Origin of the sequence: Paenibacillus silagei, assembly GCF_017874735.1 — a bacterium.
GTDB lineage: Bacteria > Bacillota > Bacilli > Paenibacillales > Paenibacillaceae > Paenibacillus_AQ > Paenibacillus_AQ silagei.
Genome location: NZ_JAGGLV010000010.1, coordinates 247,965 through 265,029 on the forward strand (window position 1 = coordinate 247,965; position 17,065 = coordinate 265,029).

At 51.2% G+C, this 17,065-nt stretch carries 18 protein-coding genes; 7 read left to right on the plus strand and 11 right to left on the minus strand.

The features are described 5' to 3' along the window. Positions 1-432, plus strand: coding sequence for a hypothetical protein (locus J2Z70_RS16920; RefSeq protein ID WP_076076453.1), 432 nt, complete (start codon positions 1-3; stop codon positions 430-432). Positions 433-600: 168 nt separating this feature from the next. Continuing rightward, on the plus strand, positions 601-1,020 hold the full coding sequence (locus J2Z70_RS16925; RefSeq protein ID WP_209875161.1) for a hypothetical protein: 420 nt from the start codon (positions 601-603) through the stop codon (positions 1,018-1,020). Between the two features lie 137 nt (positions 1,021-1,157). Here the strand turns inward: J2Z70_RS16925 and J2Z70_RS16930 are convergent, their stop codons facing one another. Then, positions 1,158-2,069, minus strand: a complete 912-nt coding sequence (locus J2Z70_RS16930; protein WP_209875164.1) for a helix-turn-helix transcriptional regulator — start codon at positions 2,067-2,069, stop codon at positions 1,158-1,160. Between the two features lie 182 nt (positions 2,070-2,251). On the opposite strand from J2Z70_RS16930, the gene J2Z70_RS16935 reads away from it, so the two are divergent. Both J2Z70_RS16935 and J2Z70_RS16940 read left to right on the plus strand, forming a co-directional pair. Beyond that, positions 2,252-5,386: an alpha-mannosidase gene (locus tag J2Z70_RS16935; protein WP_209875167.1), complete on the plus strand. Its 3,135-nt coding sequence runs from the start codon at positions 2,252-2,254 to the stop codon at positions 5,384-5,386. 16 nt (positions 5,387-5,402) lie between these two features. Continuing rightward, positions 5,403-6,542, plus strand: coding sequence for a glycoside hydrolase family 88/105 protein (locus tag J2Z70_RS16940; RefSeq protein ID WP_209875170.1), 1,140 nt, complete (start codon positions 5,403-5,405; stop codon positions 6,540-6,542). 482 nt (positions 6,543-7,024) lie between these two features. Here the strand turns inward: J2Z70_RS16940 and J2Z70_RS16945 are convergent, their stop codons facing one another. The 10 genes from J2Z70_RS16945 to J2Z70_RS16990 all read right to left on the minus strand — a co-directional run bounded on the left by J2Z70_RS16945 (position 7,025) and on the right by J2Z70_RS16990 (position 13,316). Further along, a complete protein-coding gene (locus tag J2Z70_RS16945) occupies positions 7,025-7,399 on the minus strand; it encodes a hypothetical protein (RefSeq protein WP_245368293.1) in 375 nt (124 codons plus the stop codon). Continuing rightward, complete coding sequence (locus J2Z70_RS16950) at positions 7,380-8,309, minus strand: phosphotransferase enzyme family protein (protein ID WP_209875173.1); 930 nt, start codon at positions 8,307-8,309, stop codon at positions 7,380-7,382. Before J2Z70_RS16950 ends, J2Z70_RS16945 begins: the two co-directional genes overlap by 20 nt. Positions 8,310-8,384: 75 nt before the next feature. Further along, complete coding sequence (locus J2Z70_RS16955) at positions 8,385-8,837, minus strand: GNAT family N-acetyltransferase (RefSeq protein WP_076076440.1); 453 nt, start codon at positions 8,835-8,837, stop codon at positions 8,385-8,387. Positions 8,838-8,875: 38 nt separating this feature from the next. Next, positions 8,876-9,331 carry a DinB family protein gene (locus tag J2Z70_RS16960; RefSeq protein WP_209875175.1) on the minus strand — a complete coding sequence of 152 codons (456 nt, stop codon included), beginning with the start codon at positions 9,329-9,331 and terminating at the stop codon, positions 8,876-8,878. A gap of 59 nt (positions 9,332-9,390) precedes the next feature. Next, positions 9,391-9,969, minus strand: a complete 579-nt coding sequence (locus J2Z70_RS16965; protein WP_209875179.1) for a hypothetical protein — start codon at positions 9,967-9,969, stop codon at positions 9,391-9,393. Positions 9,970-9,973: 4 nt separating this feature from the next. Further along, on the minus strand, positions 9,974-10,498 hold the full coding sequence (locus J2Z70_RS16970) for a GrpB family protein (RefSeq protein ID WP_036725784.1): 525 nt from the start codon (positions 10,496-10,498) through the stop codon (positions 9,974-9,976). A gap of 126 nt (positions 10,499-10,624) precedes the next feature. Continuing rightward, positions 10,625-10,855 (minus strand): hypothetical protein, encoded by a 231-nt coding sequence (locus J2Z70_RS16975; RefSeq protein WP_036725782.1) that lies wholly within the window; start codon positions 10,853-10,855, stop codon positions 10,625-10,627. Then, complete coding sequence (locus J2Z70_RS16980) at positions 10,852-11,136, minus strand: hypothetical protein (protein ID WP_209875182.1); 285 nt, start codon at positions 11,134-11,136, stop codon at positions 10,852-10,854. The genes J2Z70_RS16975 and J2Z70_RS16980 overlap by 4 nt, the downstream gene beginning before the upstream one ends. A 144-nt stretch (positions 11,137-11,280) precedes the next feature. Beyond that, positions 11,281-12,210 carry an alpha/beta hydrolase family protein gene (locus tag J2Z70_RS16985; RefSeq protein WP_209875185.1) on the minus strand — a complete coding sequence of 310 codons (930 nt, stop codon included), beginning with the start codon at positions 12,208-12,210 and terminating at the stop codon, positions 11,281-11,283. Between the two features lie 119 nt (positions 12,211-12,329). After that, positions 12,330-13,316 carry an alpha/beta hydrolase gene (locus J2Z70_RS16990; protein ID WP_209875188.1) on the minus strand — a complete coding sequence of 329 codons (987 nt, stop codon included), beginning with the start codon at positions 13,314-13,316 and terminating at the stop codon, positions 12,330-12,332. Positions 13,317-13,523: 207 nt separating this feature from the next. On the opposite strand from J2Z70_RS16990, the gene iolG reads away from it, so the two are divergent. The 3 genes from iolG (at position 13,524) to J2Z70_RS17005 (ending at position 16,655) form a co-directional block, all read left to right on the plus strand. After that, positions 13,524-14,573, plus strand: coding sequence for an inositol 2-dehydrogenase (gene iolG / locus J2Z70_RS16995; protein WP_209875191.1), 1,050 nt, complete (start codon positions 13,524-13,526; stop codon positions 14,571-14,573). A gap of 39 nt (positions 14,574-14,612) precedes the next feature. Continuing rightward, complete coding sequence (iolB, locus tag J2Z70_RS17000) at positions 14,613-15,446, plus strand: 5-deoxy-glucuronate isomerase (RefSeq protein WP_209875194.1); 834 nt, start codon at positions 14,613-14,615, stop codon at positions 15,444-15,446. A gap of 198 nt (positions 15,447-15,644) precedes the next feature. Further along, the gene (locus tag J2Z70_RS17005) at positions 15,645-16,655 is read left to right on the plus strand and encodes a LacI family DNA-binding transcriptional regulator (protein ID WP_209875196.1); all 1,011 of its coding nucleotides are present in this window, start codon (positions 15,645-15,647) and stop codon (positions 16,653-16,655) included. Positions 16,656-17,065 lie beyond the last annotated feature (410 nt).

Genomic DNA, 17,065 nt, shown 5'->3' on the forward strand with positions numbered 1-17,065 from the left:
GTGATAGACAATAGCTCACTAATTATACCATGGGTAGGACTTGGAGGACTTAAACTATATAGTCATATAAGTCAATTCTATGAATTAATTGATAAGATGGATGAAAAGTCATCGTTGTTAGTGAAATTCTTTGTTAGATATGAAATTAAGGGTTCTGTAGATTTGTGGTTCAATTTGATAAATGGAAAGCTGTTCAAGATAACTGCTTTGAAAGGTTACAAAGGATTATTATTTGATAAGATTCATATAGGGATGCATATTGATGAGGTACTCCAAATAGAGCCAAGTTTTGAATACGATGATTTCGAAGAAGTATATTTTAGTCCTAAAGGAATTTACATTGAGACTGACCCTGTTGAAAACACTGTTTTATGGATTTCGGTGTACGTTAAAGAGATAGATAATGAGGACTTTAATAGAGGGAAATGGTAGTATGATTGACTTGTTTTTTTATTATCTTCGTTTTCTCAAGATGAAGACAGAGTATCGGGCGGAAACACTAACAGAGCGTTAAGCAAGCTGATTTAAAGGTGGTAATTGATAAAATAGTTGCCACCTTATCCTTCAGAAAAAGGACAATAGTAAAAAGGAGCAATAACCATGAAGCATGTATACCCAAAGTATGTTACTAAGAGTGCTATCGAGGGTCTTGTAAAGAAAATTAATTTACCGTCTCCTGATGAATTCTCACAAGACTGGGAATATGAAGTGTCAGATTCTTCAAGATTAACCGAATTCATATGCGCCTATGAAAATTTCGAATTAAACATAGACGAAAAATTTGCTTTAATGATTATTATTATTTCATCATTCAATGATGCTATAGTTGAAAGAAAGGCTGAGGAGAGTTCGGCCAGGCGGATCAGATATCATCTTCTTCAAGATATTAGTATTCATAAAAATACTATTTATTATTGGTCGATGTTGGATGAGGATGACCTGGACAATTGTCATGCTGTAACGTCTTTCATGAGAGAGATTGCATATACCGCCAAATTAGATGGTCAAGACAAGAGTTGATAGAGACAAAGCAGTTAGAGAACAGTCCATTCGAGCAGCGTCCACCCAAGCTAACATTGATCCTGCTTCAAAACAAAGGCTATCCCAAGCAGCCGCTTTCACGGCTTTTTGGAATAGCTTTCTTTCTTGCGCACCACTCAATACGACAGCGTAGACGAAGCCCTGCCAGACAACCCTTGCGCCTTGCGGAACGCGGAGGGAGACATGCCGCTCTGCTTATTGAAGATGCGGTTGAACTGGGAGAAGCTGTTGAAGCCGCATTGTCCGGCGATGTCGGAGATCTTGTGCCGGGTATGGAGCAGGAGCTGCTGGGCTTTGCGGACGCGGGTCATCTGGATGTACTCGGTCAAGGTGAAGCCGGTGACGGTTCTGAACTGGTGCGATAAATAATAAGGGCTGATATAGAATTCCTTGGAGATGGAGTCCAGGGACAACTCACTGCCGTAATGGCTGTGAATGTGGGCGGTGATTGAATAGATTTTTTGCATCATGGCATTGCCGATCTCTTCCAGCACGTACGCATTCTTGTCATTCTGCTGGGACAGACTGCACAGAAACTGCTGGAACAGACTGTGAATCAGCACAGGGTTCAGCGGTGAAGCGCTGCGGGAACAGTTAAAAATAGCATTGAGCGGCTCGAACACGGCACTGCGCGGTCCTCCGGTGAACCGGTAGATCGGAACCTCCTCAGAGAATGGCTGCAGCATTGCATTGTAAGCGGTCTCAAATCCGGGTATATTCCTGGGCAGGTTGAAGTTGATAATCAGCCGCTTATGCGGCGGGCCTGCGGGATACTGGGTCATATGCAGCCGGTACGGAGCAAGCAGAACGATGTCATATTGCTGCAGAGCGTGTACATTGCCTTCAATAATATGAGTAGCGCTGGAATCCAGCAGAATATGAATCTCATAAAAGTCATGATCGTGCTGAAACTCCATATTGATGTCGTGAGAGCGCTGATCGTAGTCGAAATAGTAAAAGAGCGGATCAGCCGGAGTATTGATACGTATGCTATATCCTTGGTCATATAACAGGTCGCTGTCAAGCATAGCCTCTCTCCTTACCGTTGCCGTTTACTATTGAAGTCCAAGCCGTTTCCACCTGTATATTATAGGCTCAAAAAAGCAAAATATGCAATGAATCGGTCGGAATACAGCAAGAGTTGGGTAGTTTTTGGAGTGAAAGGTTTGCTATAGTGACCATATGAAAGCGGATACAGGGAGTGATAGAGATGTTATTCACAGAAGAAAAGCTGATCAAACGCCAGGCCGAAGTGGAAAAGTATAGATATCTTAAGGTTCAGGAGCTTACTGAGTTCGCGTTCGCTGAGGATGAGGAAGGGGCTAACGGTGTGTACCCGGAGTCGGTGTCCTTTGAGGGCATCATCAGGCTTCAGGAGCATTGGCGCGGGCGGGACCGTTACATCTGGCTGCGCACGGAGGTCGTGCTGCCGCCTAGTCAGGCAGGCTTCAAAATTGCCGGCAGATTTGATTTTGGCAAAACAGGGGACTTCAATAACTCCGGCTTCGAATCGCTGCTGTTCGTGAACGGGTCGCCTTATCAGGGCGTAGATAACAACCATAGAGAGGTAATCTTCGGTGATGAATGGGGCGGACAGACGGTAGAGCTGGCCTTCCGGCTGTGGTCGGGACTTGAGGGCGGCGGAGTGCCAAGAATTCAGGAGCACCGGCTCAGCGAAGCATTCATCGGCTATCTGGACGAGAGCATTGATGATCTGTTCTATATGTCGAAGGCAGCGCTCGACACCTTCCGTTACCTGGGCAGAGACCAGCCGGAGAAGCAGTGGCTGCTTAGAGCGCTGAACGAAGCCTTCCGTCTGATCGACTGGTCGGAGCCGGGCTCGCCAGAGCATACTGCTTCGCTGTATCAGGCAGGCGCCAGTCTGAATCAGGCGATAGAGGCGATGCCGCAGACTTTTGACGTAACGCTTACGGCTGTGGGTCATACCCATATTGATGTTGCCTGGCTGTGGCGGCTGAAGCATACCCGTGAAAAGACAGCCCGTTCCTTCTCCACCGTACTGCGGCTGATGGAGGAGTTCCCGGAGTACCAGTTCCTGCAGACGCAGCCTCAACTGTACGCTTATCTGGAGCAGGATTATCCGGAGCTGTTCGGGCGGATCACCGAGAAGGTGAAGGAAGGGCGCTGGGAAGCGGAAGGGGCGATGTGGCTGGAGTCGGATTGTAATATCCCGTCCGGCGAGTCGCTGGTCCGCCAGATTATGCTGGGCAAACGCTATCTCCGTGAACAATTCGGCGTAGAGAGCAAGTACCTGTGGCTGCCGGATGTCTTCGGGTACAGCTGGGCGCTGCCGCAGATTCTCCGTAAATCGGGCATCGACACGTTCATGACGACCAAAATCAGCTGGAACCAGTTCAACCGGATGCCGCATGATACCTTCTGGTGGCGGGGGATGGACGGCTCGGAGGTGCTGACGCATTTCATCACGACCTCCGAGAAGGATGGAGCTGAATACACATATAACGGACGGATGACGGCAGGGCTGCTGCGCGGAATCTGGAATTCCTATCAGGATAAGGAGATCAACGATCACCTAATGTTTGCATACGGCTGGGGTGACGGAGGAGGCGGGCCGACGCGGGAGATGCTGGAGCTTCGCCGGCGCTTCGACAAGCTTCCGGGCATTCCGAAGATTGAGATGGGCAGTGCCGGGGAGTATTTCACCGGACTGCATGAACGGATCGGGAAGACGGAGGCGTTCGTACACACCTGGAACGGTGAGCTGTATTTCGAATGCCACCGGGGCACGTATACCTCACAAGCCCGCAACAAGAAATATAACCGCCGCCTGGAGCTGCTGCTGCGCGATGCCGAGTGGCTGCATACGCTGATAGGTGTAAGACAGGGGAATCTTGAAACCGCTTATCCTGCGGCTGAACTGACCGGGATCTGGGAGATTCTGCTGCGCAACCAGTTCCATGACATCATTCCCGGTTCGTCGATCGCTGAGGTCTATGAGGACAGTGATGCTGAATATGCAGAAGGCGAAGCCCGCTCACTAGCTCTGATTAACGGTGTAGTCCAGGAAAAGGATGACAGCAGGCTCACGCTGATGAACAGCTCGAACTGGAACCGTCCGCGTTATGCACTGCTTGCTGTAGGTGCCGCAGATTCTGCACAGGTTCATGACGCTGACGGGAACCGGCTATGGCAGCAGCGGACGGCAGATGGGGAAGTATTGGTCTATGTTCCGTCTGTACCTGCACTGGGCACGGCGGTGCTGAAGGTAGTACACGGACAAGCAGGCGAAGCCACCCAGGAGGCACAGATTCCGCCGCTTGCAGCCGTATCCGGCAACACGCTGAGCACACCGCTTGTGGAAGTGGTGTGGAATGAGCAGGGGCAGTTCACTTCAATGATCGACCGGAAGAGCGGCCGTGAGCTGCTGGCGCCAGGGCAGCGGGGGAATGTACTACAGGTGTTCGAAGATAAGCCGCTGGATTTTGAAGCGTGGGATATCGATATTTTCTACCAGGAAAAGATGACCGAGATCACTCAGCTAGCCGGATGTGAGCTGACCGAGAACGGCCCGCTGCGGGCGGTGCTGCGCATGACCTGGACCTATCACCGCACAGCGGTTACCCAGGATATCATCTTCTACCGCGATACCGTGCGGATTGATTTCCGCACTGAGCTGGACTGGCATGGGCATAACCAGCTGCTGAAGGTGGCTTTCCCGGTGGATATTCATGCGCTGGAGGCTACTTATGACATTCAGTTCGGTAACGTGAAGCGTCCTACACACTGGAATACGAGCTGGGATTACGCCCGCTTCGAAACGGTGGGCCATCAGTGGGCGGATATCAGCGAGAAGGGCTATGGGATAGCGCTGCTCAACGATTGCAAATACGGCTATGACATCAAGGACAGCGTACTAAGGTTGACGCTGCTGAAATCGGCGGTTCATCCCGATCCGCAGCAGGATCAGGGGCATCATGAATTTACGTATGCCCTCTACCCGCATACCGGTGATTTCGTCGAAGGCAGGGTGGTCCAGGAGGCGTGGGAGCTGAATAATCCGCTTCGCAGTGTGGCAGGTGAGCTGGAAGGGCCCCCGCTGCTCTATATTGATGGCGCACATGTGACAGTGGATGCTATCAAACGTTCGGAGGACGGCAAGGATGTGGTGCTGCGGCTGCATGAGTACGCCGGTTCGCGGACACAGATTACTGTAGATAGCGCCTATTCTATGGCTTCCTGGCAGGAATGCAATCTGATGGAGGAGCCGCTGGGAGACTGGCAGGAAGCAGAGGAGCTGAGCTTCCAGGTGAAGCCGTATGAGATCAGGACGTTCAGAATCAAGCTGCGCGGGGCGCAGAGCTGAGAGGAGAGAGGCTAGGATGGGAGCAGGAGAGAAGCAAGCGGTGCCGGTTAGCTGTGTGAGCAAGGAAGAGGTTATGCAGAAGCTGGACCTGGTCACGAATAAGCTGCTGAAGCTGGGCCGGCCGGATAATGAAGCGGAATTGCAGAACCTGGGGGAAGACGCGGGACGCCGGGGGTATTTTGCAAGGGACTTCGGGATGGAAGAGTGGGATTGGCCGCAGGGAGTGGGGCTGTATGGCCTGCAAAAGCTTGACCGGCATTTCGGGGACGGCCGTTATGCGGCATACACCAAGCCATGGATGGCCCGGCAGCTTACGAAGGGACTACCCAGCCGAAATATTAATACGACTGCCCCGCTGCTCTCGCTGATGGAGCTGGAAGAGGCCGGAGAGCTGAGTCTCGAATGGATAGAATGGCTAATGCACGGCCTGCCCCGGACGCTGGAGCAAGGCTATCAGCATGTGACTACGGGGACTCAGAAGCATGAGGTCTCGCTCCATGAGAACGAGATCTGGATTGATACGCTGTTCATGGCGATTCTGTTCACTGCCAAAATGGGTGTGAAGTACGACAACCCGCAGTGGCGCGAGACCTCGCTGCATCAGCTGCTGCTGCATATTAAATATCTGTATGATGTGAGAACCGGTTTCTTCTTCCATGGCTGGCATTTTGCAGAGCGCCATAACTTCAGTGAAGCCTTCTGGTGCCGCGGCAACGGCTGGTTCGCTCTCGGCCTGCCGGAATATCTGGAGCTGATGCGGCCCTATCTGGCAGACGGAGTCTTCAGCTATCTCCAGCAGACGCTACAGGCCCAGGCCGAAGCCTTGCTCGCTTGTCAGAGCGGGGACGGATTATGGCATACCCTGCTGGATGATCCCGCCAGCTATACCGAGACTTCGGGTTCGGCTGCGATTGCCGCTGGTATTCTGAACAGTGTGCGCCGGGGGCTGCTCCCGGAGGCCTATAGCGAACCGGCTCTGCGGGCAATCCGTGCCATCCTGGACAGAATTGACGGCGAAGGCACAGTGCTCGGCGTGTCCGGCGGTACTCCCATCGGCGCAGCCAAGGAGGACTACAAAGGGATCATCATTGCCCCGATGGCCTACGGCCAGGCGATGGCGCTGGTCGCGCTGGGTGAAGCGCTGCATTACTGCTGAGGCGGGAGGTCTGCTTAGGCGAGAAGAGTCGAAACAGGAAGTGGGCAGGTGACAGAAGCCAGCGGATCAGACAAGCGGCGGCCAAGGACGAATCGTCCTCGGTTGCCGCTTTTTTTGCATAGGAAGCTATCGTTTCCTCCTGCAGTGGATAAGGTGTGTGTAAATTTGTGGATAAGATTTCTTAGAGTGATTCGTAGAGTAACTGTGTTGCTGAAGGTATGCGAAAAACCGAATGCAATCGGCTGGTACAGCAGCGCCACATAGCCCGAATGTATGTGGAAAACAGCATACGTTGTGCTCACACATACCGGCGCATGGCCCGAATGTATGTGGAAAACAACATACATTGTGATCACATGCAGGCGTATGTCCTGAATGTATGCGAAAAACAGCATACATTGTGTTCGCAAGCAGGCATATGGCCCGAATGTATGCGAAAAACAGCATACATTGTGCAGGCACGGAAAATAGGTATGATTGCGTCAAGTATCCAAACCGTGGTCCTCATCAATGCACCAGCCGAATTCGTCGGCAATGGCTATCGCCAGAGCGGTTATGGCATGTTCGAGCTGCTCATCCATCATCGCCGGCAGAATGACCTCGACCAGATTCACCTCTTCAATCCCTTCCAGGGTGTAGTAAGCATAACTGCCATCTGAATTGGCGGAGATTCCCTTTACTCCGATATGCGCTCCATGGAGCGCCTTGGAGAAAGATAGAGGACCGATTTTTTCAAACCTCATCGTACTAATAAAAAACCGCTCCAGTACCTCCGTCCTTACAGTCTTGGCGTAGCCCGCAGAATGAATACTGATATAGTCATACACTTCACTCACCTCACGTATGCATATACTCAATCTTGCTTCTGTACAGATTCAGAATGCGCACCTGCTCCTCGCTGAGCTCCTCGAAGTTCCAATACATATGCATCAGGTTGTACTCAAACAGCTCTTTCAGTCTCATAAACAGCGGCAGCTGTCTGGACATCTCGGCGGAGAGGGGATGCTCTTCCTTATATCCGTCCGTGATTGCCTTAGTTATCGCACGCTTATAGTCTATGAGGTTCTGTCCGCCCGCAAACGAGAACTCCAGGGCAGAGTAGATAGGCACCGCCAGATCATAGACGTAATAATGCCGCTCGCAATCCTGCCAGTCAATCATTGTCAGCGCAGAGTCACTGTCCACAAGCGTATTGTTCAGCCACAGGTCGCCGTGGATGATGCCGTAGTTCGCCTCATCTTTGGGCAGTCTTCGGACCTGCTTGAGCACATCCTTCGCAATATCCCGTATGGCCCTCTCTTCTGCAGGAATAGACTTGAGAAAATCATATTCATCGTTATCATACCAATGCGGAATCGGCTGGGCCGCTTCAGAGTGCTGGTATTCTTTGCTCACCTGATGCATTCTGCCTATCTGCTGTCCAAGGGTTCTGAATATGGTTTTGTCCCATTTGGCCCGGGGCAGATGAATTCCGGCTGCCGCCTGGAACAAGACTACGGACTTCTCTTCTTCATTCAGCAGCAGGGTGCTGACAAGCGAATCCTGTATTGTAGGTACAACCTCAGACACCCGTACGCCCCGGTTGAACAGATAAGTAGTCCAGTTCACTTCAGCTAATTGTTCTTCATAGGTCTTATAATTCGTGATTCGGGCGAAGAATGTCCCTTTATCCGAGTGACAACGGTACATTTCGTTGGTGACCGCCTCCATACTGGAGAGTTGAACCGGATAGGTGGTATTAAGGAATTGCAATATCTGTGTTTCCATAAGATGCGCTAACCTCCCGCAGTAATTTCTGCACTGCATTAACATTGGTGAAGCTGTTCCGTATCCGAGAATGACTTACAGATCTTGAGACAGTCGGATCATATCCACCACTTGCATCCCGTTCTCATAGATTTCCTCACTATAATGTCTGATGAAAAAGTCCCTGTCTATCCCGGTGATCCGGAAGCCGCATTTCTGATACAACGCAAGCTGGCCGATACTAGAGTTGCCTGTGCCGATCTCCAGCGTTTTGAATCTGAGCCGCTTAGCCTCCTGAATCGCGTGATTCACCAGTTGCTTCCCGATTCCCTGCCCCTGGAACTCCTCATTCACTGCAATATTGACCAGCTCGGCAGTCTCCGGTCTTGTAGGCAGTAACACATAGACTCCGACCACTTGTTGATCCGCCTCAGCAACGAAGCATTGCCCTCTTGCCACATAGTCTTCAACCAGCTTCGGGGAAGGGTCCGCCAATAAGAGTAATCCGGTTGGTGGTTGTTCACCCGTATGTAATGCTCTGATCTCCATTTCTTGCATTCGCTCCTTGTTCATTAATAGTTGCGAGGTTAAAGCCTTGAGAATGTGATGTAGTCAACAGGGGCAGGCTCTGCTCCTTCCATCCGAAGGGCCCGGTTGATCTGTCCACGGTGATATTGCCCATGTAACAGCACCTGCAGCAGGATGTCCCGGATGGAGGTCTGGAACGAACGTCCATTCTGGCTGCTGTAGCTGATCATCTGATCCAGCGCAGATTCTCCCAGCTCTTCGAGATAGCTGTGGTATTGCTCAGCATTAGCTTCGAACAGTTGCCGGATTGCCGTGAGGCCTTCCGCTTCTTCCCATAATGCGTATTGTGTGCTGTCCTTTCCCTGCAAGCGTGACAGCCAGACTTGCTCTGCCACCGCCACATGCCGCACCAGCTTCAGAAGCTCCGCGTCCTTCGTGTGACTCGCTTCGAGCGCATCCAAGATCCGTCCGTCCGCCCAGTACAGGTGGTCCATCATGCGCAGGATTGTCTTCATTGGAGTTCCTCCTTAGCGTTTTTTAGCTTATTTCCACTCATTCAGCCTATACAGAAAAGCTATTTAGGTAAGCTCCATGAATGAATTAGGGTCCCGTTCTTTTCCAATTGGCTATAACGTATAGCATTCCTGTTCTTGAGTTCATCAAACAACTGATAATAGTCCCGTTCCAAGGCTTCCCAATCGCTATAATGTCCATTCCCCGCCGATTCTCCGCTTGGACAGCTGACATTGGTCTCATTGTACAGGATGCCATGGGAAGTTTGCCATTCAGGCAGGATGTCCTTCCATTCTCCATATACATGCCCCCGCCACTGCTCCCCTAAAGCCGACCGTAACAGATTCTTATTCACAGGATCAACTCCCCTGAACATCTCCAGTCCGGCAGGACCAAGATCCATGAAGAGGTTCCCGCAATTGGAGCACTGGTAAGCGGATTTGAACAGTCTAGTGATTAAGGATCTAATCCTCATAGCAGCTTCTTCCTTATCCCGCGGCGTCGGACCCGATTTCTCAATAGCATCGTCAATCTCATCCATAAGATCATCCTGATCCTGGTCCGCAAGGAAGTATCCTTTATAGGGCAAATAATCCGTATTGTCGTGGATTCGGTGTCCGCATTCACATCTGAAATTCATCGGCTCACCTCGCATCAGAACGCAGGCTTGTGTACCAGGAAAGCGCCTGTTGTTCCATTGAGCTCACAAATGCTTTTTTGGCCGGGCCGTACTGGCTGGTATCCTCGAAGCGATCCGCTAATTCTTGTTTGAACTGACTGTATCTTGCCGCTTCCGACGGATGGGCTCTTAAATAATCTCTGAACACGAGATGCCGTTCAATCTGAGGGTTGTCTGCCTGATAACAATGAATATGATGCGTCCTTGCCTCTCCGCCTTTGCGGAATAGCCTTCTGCCGGGAATTCCCCATTCTCCACCTGCATCATATCCGAGCAGTGTCATTTTATCGTTGTACGAGTCGATTTTGCCTATGTCTTTTACAATACACATCATATCAATGACGGGTTTAGCTTTTAAACCGGGCACTGAGGTGCTGCCAAAATGCTCAAAACGTACGATTTCATCCGCAAATATTGTAGTTAAAAACGAAGCTTCCTCTTGGTAACGGTTAACCCAGTCCGGATTATAATCGCTTAGTCTAACTTTCATGAAAAACCCTCCTACGATACAGTTACTACAGGATCACCCTCTGAATTGATTGGAACAACTGTTTCGCTAGGCTGTAATGCTACATTTCGAGCCACAGCACCCTTATGAAAATACTCCCGCGTTATCCTACTCATCGAGTATAGTGGCTAAAGTGACCGCCAGGATTATTGGAATTAACATTGCAATTGTGCTGATTATTATAGCGATTAAGGATTTCTTTCTATCAGCCTTCATTTGTTGCAAACTCAAAGCTATACTAATAATTCCAAAGACAACACCAATCAGCGACGAGATGAACATGCCTCCAGTTAAGGCAATGAAACTAAGAATAAGTGCTATATTCCTTTTAGCTTTCATAAGTAATCTATCCTTCTCTTAGATGCTTCCGGCAACACCTTTAATTTCCAATCTGCTTTTCCCAATTGAATAGACGTATGCTTTCCTGGGGGGCGGTAGTCTAAGCGCTGGCTAACTAGTCCGCCGTATACATTTCCATCGCTATCCTTCAAAAGAAGGTTGACGGCTTGATATCTGCCCTTCAATTCGTCAGGGAAATGCTTGAGATTGAATTCAATCATTTTGTTTGTAACATAAGATGTATCGTTTGTGCCGGGCACTTTCACTATTTGTAATTGCATTTGGAGCACTCCTTCAAGCAAGAGTTAGGATAGCCTAAGTGTATCATTGAGTACCTGTATTTAGCTGTAAAGAACATTTAAAATTAAGCAATACTGCCCCTGCAACTAATCTAAGAGGTCCGTCATGTGCAGGGTGTCTTCGTGCTAAGTTCCATCAGGTTCACCCTCTGCGTTGATGGGAACGACGGTTTCTCCAGGCTGTAAAGCGAGATTTCGGCCCGCCTCACCCTTACAAAAGACCGCCTCCATGAATGCGGTTGCAGCTTCTGCGGTAACGGCGTGAACGGGAACTGCATGTTGATCACCGTAATGAAGCGGAATATCCGAAAACGACATGTGCTGAGCCCCGTTTACCCGATAGAAATGGGCATTATTCAGAGAGTTGAAGGCATAGCGCTGCCCATCGATGTAATCGGATGCAATGGTCTCATTCATAGATGCTGCCATCTCCCGGTACGCCGAAGCTTCTTGCCGCAGCAGCAGAACTGGAACAGAAGAGGGGACGTCTTCGCGGCGTATGAGGTGAAAACTGGGATCGAGCAGGACAGCCGCCTTGATCCGGTGATCCTGCTTGGCGGCCTCCAGGGAGGCGGCACCTCCGAGCGAATGTCCCAGGACAGCAATCTTATCCAGGTCGAACAGCCCGGCGAGCTCAGCATCATCGGAGCAGTTAAGCGTCTCAAGAACGTCCATAACTGCGTTTATATATTGAACCCGGTTGAGGAGCAGACGGGACCAACTGGTGTAGTCGCTGCTTGCCAGCTCCGCCATTTCTGGTGCCTGCTTGAGATAGCTGCCGTCTGGAAATACGGTGAACACGGACTCATGCGGAGCACTGATCGTAACTAGCACGTAGTTTTGGGAGACAAGCTTGGAAATCAATCCAAGATACATATCGCGTTCTACACCGAAACCAGGGGAGAAGAGGACGACGGGATACCCTCCCTGTTTTGGAGCTATGGCCCCGCTGGTTGTTACACTGGTAATATTCAAGTTGTCCAGATCCACGCCCATCTCTGTCAAAAGCTTAGCGGCCTCAGCCTGGCAAGGGGCGTACAGGTCGATACCCTTCACCGGTTCTCCCCCGATGGCTGGATGAAAAATACTAATAACGAGTCTAGAACTTCCTTCCAGAACCCTTATGAATCTCCCGATCATGTTAGCTCACCTTTCTTAATGGATATATATTCCTACTAAATAGACGCCTGCTTGTCTGTTTGGTTGCGATGATTATCTCTTAATAAACTCAGTACCGAATCTACGACAGCTTGCGGATTATACAGTTGAATAGAATGCCAGCTGTCCTCTATCACGATCTGCCGGGTTTTTGCGGTTAACTGGAGGAGCTTCTTCTGTGTTTGTTGCCAATCCTCATTCTGCCTTCCGGCAGATAATACGATGATTGGTAATTCCGGAACTAAAGGCTCTGACTCTATTAATTGGAGGGCACTTTCTATAGTGCAGAGAGATTCCAGATATGCCGCTTTATACGCATTATTTCGATATCCGAGTATATTCACTGTATGTTGAACTGGTGGAGGCAGCCGTTTGGCACCAATAGGTTGTTTTAATAGACGGGGTAACCCAATAGGGGATAAAAGATAACCCATTCTTAGCCGTCTCAGGTGCCGCAGCCGTTCTTCATATCTGATTTGATTAAAAGTGGATTCTATGAATCTTTGCTCATGTGTGGAGTCCACAAGAATAATCCCGGAGACCTCTTCAGGATACTTAGAAGCAAACAGCCGCATGATCATTCCGCCATAGGAGTGCCCTACAAGAATGTATGGGGGTTCTAATTCAAGCTGCGCCAATAATTCCCGCAAATCACGAACATAGCCTTCACAAGTCGGCTCACTGATAGGTGTAGTGCTCCAACCGAAACCGGCCCGGTCATAGGAGAGGACCTTGGTATGCTTGGCTAATGCGGGCTGAACCAATGACCAATCCAGAGCACAACCGCCCATTCCTGCTTCCAATAGAATCGTCGGAAGATTACTTGTGTTGCTGCCGGTAACCATCGCATGGAGATGATGTGAGCCAACTGAAATCTTTTCTCCTGGAGCTTTATATTTATACAGTAGGTATCTGGAAAGAGCCGCTTGAATCCCTGTGAATGGAAGTCCGATCAGAGAAATAATGACACGAAGCAGGCTTTCGGTAAAATTAATTTTGCTCATAAGTCACCTCATTTGCTGTTCTAGCTTAGATAATATAGGAATTCATGGGGTGTTAAAGAGAAATCTTACTGTATCTATTTCCTATTTTATTTCGGACTACGCTTATCTGATCTTTTTGAGAAAAGATTTGCTTGAAGCTTTCCCGGGCATGAAGTATACTGTTCTCGGGAAGGTTAAGCGCTTACCCTTCGAGGAGGATAAGCGAACATGGTTAAACCGATTGTAGTTGGCATTATCGGCGCGGGAAGAATCGGCCGCCTCCACGCAGACAATCTGCGTGCGATGCCGTCGTTCAAGCTGAAGTCCATAGCTGAAGCTATGATGAGTGAGGAATTGCTGGCCTGGGCAGAGAGCAGGGGGCTTGGCTCTGTTTTTGCTGCGGGTGAAGATATACTGAATGATCCTGAGATTGAAGCGGTGTTCATCTGCACGCCGACCGATTCGCATGCGTCCTGGATTGAGCGGGCTGCGCATGCGGGCAAACATATCTTCTGTGAGAAGCCGATTAGCCTCTCCTCGGAAGAGACCCAGCGGGCTTTGCAGGCGGCAGAGGACGCTGGCGTGCTGCTGCAAGTCGGCTTCAACCGCCGGATGGACCCCAGCTTCCGCAAGCTGAAGCGGCTGGTTCAGTCCGGAGAGCTGGGGAATCCTCATATTGTGAAGATTACCTCGCGTGACCCGCAGCCTCCCGGTGAAGCTTATGTACGTTCTTCCGGTGGGATGTTCATGGATATGACGATTCATGATTTCGATATGGCCCGTTATCTGGTAGGCAGTGAAGTGGCTGAGGTCTACACCCGGGGGGCGAACCTGATTGATCCGATGTTCGGCCGTTGCGGGGATGTGGACACCGCCGTCATTACATTGACGTTCGTGAACGGGGCGATCTGCGTGATCGACAACAGCCGGCAGGCCGTATACGGCTATGATCAACGGGTCGAGGTCTTCGGAACGCTGGGTTCGGCGACCGCCGACAACTGCCGCCCGACAACAGTGGAGGTATCCACCGCGACTTCGGTTACCCGCGATCAGCCGGAACATTTCTTCCTGGAGCGCTATAACCAGGCATTCACGGAGGAGATTGCTGCGTTCGCCCGTTCAGTAAGGCTACAGGAGCCGGTGATCTGCAGCGGCCGTGACGGCGAAGCCGCACAGCTCATTGCTGAAGCAGCCAGAGAATCGTATCTGAGCGGACTTCCCGTCAAGCTGTCTGTAACTGCTGCGGAAGCAGGATTTTCTGAACTGCAGGCCTTGTAAGCGGATACAGATTCTGAAGACAGAGGAGGATGAACGAGGATGTCTGATCTACTGATTAAGGCCGGAGCTCCGGATAAGGATGGCTGTATCGCTGCGGTCAGCCCCGAGAGTGCCGGATGGAAGTATGTCGGGTTCGAGGTGTACCAATTGCAGGCCGGGGCTACCCTGGAGCGTAATAGCGGGGGGAACGAGATATGCCTGGTGCTGCTGGCGGGCAAAGCAGATATAGAGGTGGATGGCGAGCGGTTCGCCGATATCGGCGGACGCATGTCGGTCTTTGAAGATATGGCTCCTTATGCTGTGTATGTTCCGGCGGGAGCGCATTATGAGGTTACTGCACTGACAGGGCTGGAGCTTGGAGTCTGTCTTGCTCCGGGAAGCGGCAAATATCCGGCACGGCTGATTACCCCGTCAGATGCGGCAATTGAGGATCGCGGCTATGGCAGTATGTCACGCAAGGTTGTTAATATCCTGCCTGAGCAGAGTGTGGCCGAGAGCCTGCTGGTGGTCGAGGTGCGTACGGGCGGCGGCAATTGGTCCAGCTATCCGCCGCACAAGCATGACCATGATAACCTGCCGGCCGAATCCTATCTGGAGGAGACGTACTATCACCGGGTTAATCCCGCCCACGGCTTCGTGGTGCAGCGGGTCTATAATGATGACCGCAGTCTCGACGAGACTATTGCTGTTCCGGATAAGAGCATTGTGCTTGTGCCGGAGGGCTATCATCCTGTCTCAGCACCGCCGGGATATGATTCGTATTATCTTAACGTGATGGCCGGACCGGTGCGCACATGGGTGTTCCACAATGATCCCGATCATGAGTGGCTGTTCAAGCCGGGACAGAGCGGGTCTGCGGCAGCGGCAGAGTAAATAGAGCTGAAGAGTGTAGAAAGTTATGCAGCTTGGCAGATAAGCGAATGGATTATTATGGGGCTTCCGCGCAGCGGGAGCCTTTTTGAACTAGCTGGTCTGTAGAAGACACACATACCCGATAGATGGACAGCGTGGGAGGACTTCCTTATAATCGAAGGATAAGAAGGCATGAACGCAAAGGCGGGCTTAATAACAATGAAACCTACGATCTATGATGTGGCACGGGAAGCAGGCGTCTCTATCGCTACGGTGTCCAAGGTATTGAATAAAAGCGGCCGGATCAGCGACAAGACGCGGGAAAAGGTAGGGCGGGTCATGGAGGAACTGAACTACCAGCCCAGTCTGGTAGCTTCTGCGTTGACCAGCCGCCGGACGGGTACCATCGGGCTGATGATCCCCGATATTGCCAACCCTTTTTTTGCGGAGACAGCCCGCGGCATCGAGGATTACGCCCAGGAGCAGGGCAGCGACTTAATCGTGTGCAGTACGGACCGCAGCGATGAGAAGGCGGCCCGGTACATCTCGCTGCTGCTGCGCAAACGGGTGGATGGCCTGATTATTGCCTCTCATACGGGGAATCCTGAGCTGATTCGCGGAATGGTGGCTGATCATGTGCCGCTCGTACTGTTCTCAGCCGATATCCGTATGCTGGAGGGCAACAGTGTCACCGTCGATGATTACAAGGGCGGCTATCAGGCTACGGAATATTTGCTGTCCCTCGGTCACCGCAGGCTGGGAGTGATCTCTGACAATCTGCCGGGGAGCAGGCTGCGGGTGGAGGGGTTCCTGGATGCGCTGAAGGCGGCCGGGATTTCTTTTGACAATCCGGCGAATATGATCCACACCTCGGCAACGCTGGAGAACGGGCGTACGGCAGCAGCAGAAATGTTGAACCAGGCACAGAACATACGCCCGACCGCCATCTTTGGCTGTAATGATCTGCTGGCGATCGGGGTGCTCAAGGAGGCGCGCAGTGCCGGCCTGTCCATTCCCCGCGACCTGTCCGTAGTAGGCTTCGACAATACGATGCTGGCCGAAATCTGCCATCCCTCGCTGACCAGTATCGCCCAGCCTCTGCGCGAGATGACCGAGCAGGCGATGCTTCTGCTGAATGAATCAATCAGTAACCCCGCCAGCCCCAAGCGCAAAATCATGCTAATGCCCGAACTTGTCATCCGTCATTCGACGGGGCCGGTTCCGCACTAAGCACACATTATCTATTCAAGACCTGTTCCGGCTGCGGCTGGGAGCGGGTCTTTTTTGCGTGCTGTAGTGGGGGAAGAGCGAGATGTGTGGGGGGCGTGCGCCGGATGTATGTTGAAAACCGAATACATTGGGCGGGGCGAGTGTGCGTGGGCGAGATGTATGCGAAAAAGCGAACACAATGTGCCGATGAGCCGGTGAGAGAGCGGATGTGTGCGAAAAACCGAACACAATGGGCAGCTATGAGGTGCGTGGGCCAAATGTATGCGAAAAACCGAACACAATTTGCATGTGAGTCGGTGAGTGAGCAAATGTATGCGAAAAACAGGCATGACAAGACAGAGGCCTTGTCACCCCCAGGAATGAAAATAAGTGGGTGGCATCCGTCGCATCCATTCTAAATGAGGCTGGAG

Excerpts from the sequence above, each read along its gene's own strand:
- J2Z70_RS16930 (WP_209875164.1), bottom strand. The coding sequence starts at position 2,069 with ATGCTTGACAGCGACCTGTTATATGACCAAGGATATAGCATACGTATC.
- J2Z70_RS16955 (WP_076076440.1), bottom strand. The coding sequence starts at position 8,837 with ATGGAGATCAGAGCATTACATACGGGTGAACAACCACCAACCGGATTA.
- J2Z70_RS16960 (WP_209875175.1), bottom strand. The coding sequence starts at position 9,331 with ATGAAGACAATCCTGCGCATGATGGACCACCTGTACTGGGCGGACGGA.
- J2Z70_RS16925 (WP_209875161.1), top strand. The coding sequence starts at position 601 with ATGAAGCATGTATACCCAAAGTATGTTACTAAGAGTGCTATCGAGGGT.
- J2Z70_RS16980 (WP_209875182.1), bottom strand. The coding sequence starts at position 11,136 with ATGCAATTACAAATAGTGAAAGTGCCCGGCACAAACGATACATCTTAT.
- iolB (WP_209875194.1), top strand. The coding sequence starts at position 14,613 with ATGTCTGATCTACTGATTAAGGCCGGAGCTCCGGATAAGGATGGCTGT.
- J2Z70_RS16990 (WP_209875188.1), bottom strand. The coding sequence starts at position 13,316 with ATGAGCAAAATTAATTTTACCGAAAGCCTGCTTCGTGTCATTATTTCT.
- J2Z70_RS16940 (WP_209875170.1), top strand. The coding sequence starts at position 5,403 with ATGGGAGCAGGAGAGAAGCAAGCGGTGCCGGTTAGCTGTGTGAGCAAG.
- J2Z70_RS16950 (WP_209875173.1), bottom strand. The coding sequence starts at position 8,309 with ATGGAAACACAGATATTGCAATTCCTTAATACCACCTATCCGGTTCAA.
- iolG (WP_209875191.1), top strand. The coding sequence starts at position 13,524 with ATGGTTAAACCGATTGTAGTTGGCATTATCGGCGCGGGAAGAATCGGC.
- J2Z70_RS16970 (WP_036725784.1), bottom strand. The coding sequence starts at position 10,498 with ATGAAAGTTAGACTAAGCGATTATAATCCGGACTGGGTTAACCGTTAC.
- J2Z70_RS16965 (WP_209875179.1), bottom strand. The coding sequence starts at position 9,969 with ATGAATTTCAGATGTGAATGCGGACACCGAATCCACGACAATACGGAT.
- J2Z70_RS16975 (WP_036725782.1), bottom strand. The coding sequence starts at position 10,855 with ATGAAAGCTAAAAGGAATATAGCACTTATTCTTAGTTTCATTGCCTTA.
- J2Z70_RS16935 (WP_209875167.1), top strand. The coding sequence starts at position 2,252 with ATGTTATTCACAGAAGAAAAGCTGATCAAACGCCAGGCCGAAGTGGAA.
- J2Z70_RS17005 (WP_209875196.1), top strand. The coding sequence starts at position 15,645 with ATGAAACCTACGATCTATGATGTGGCACGGGAAGCAGGCGTCTCTATC.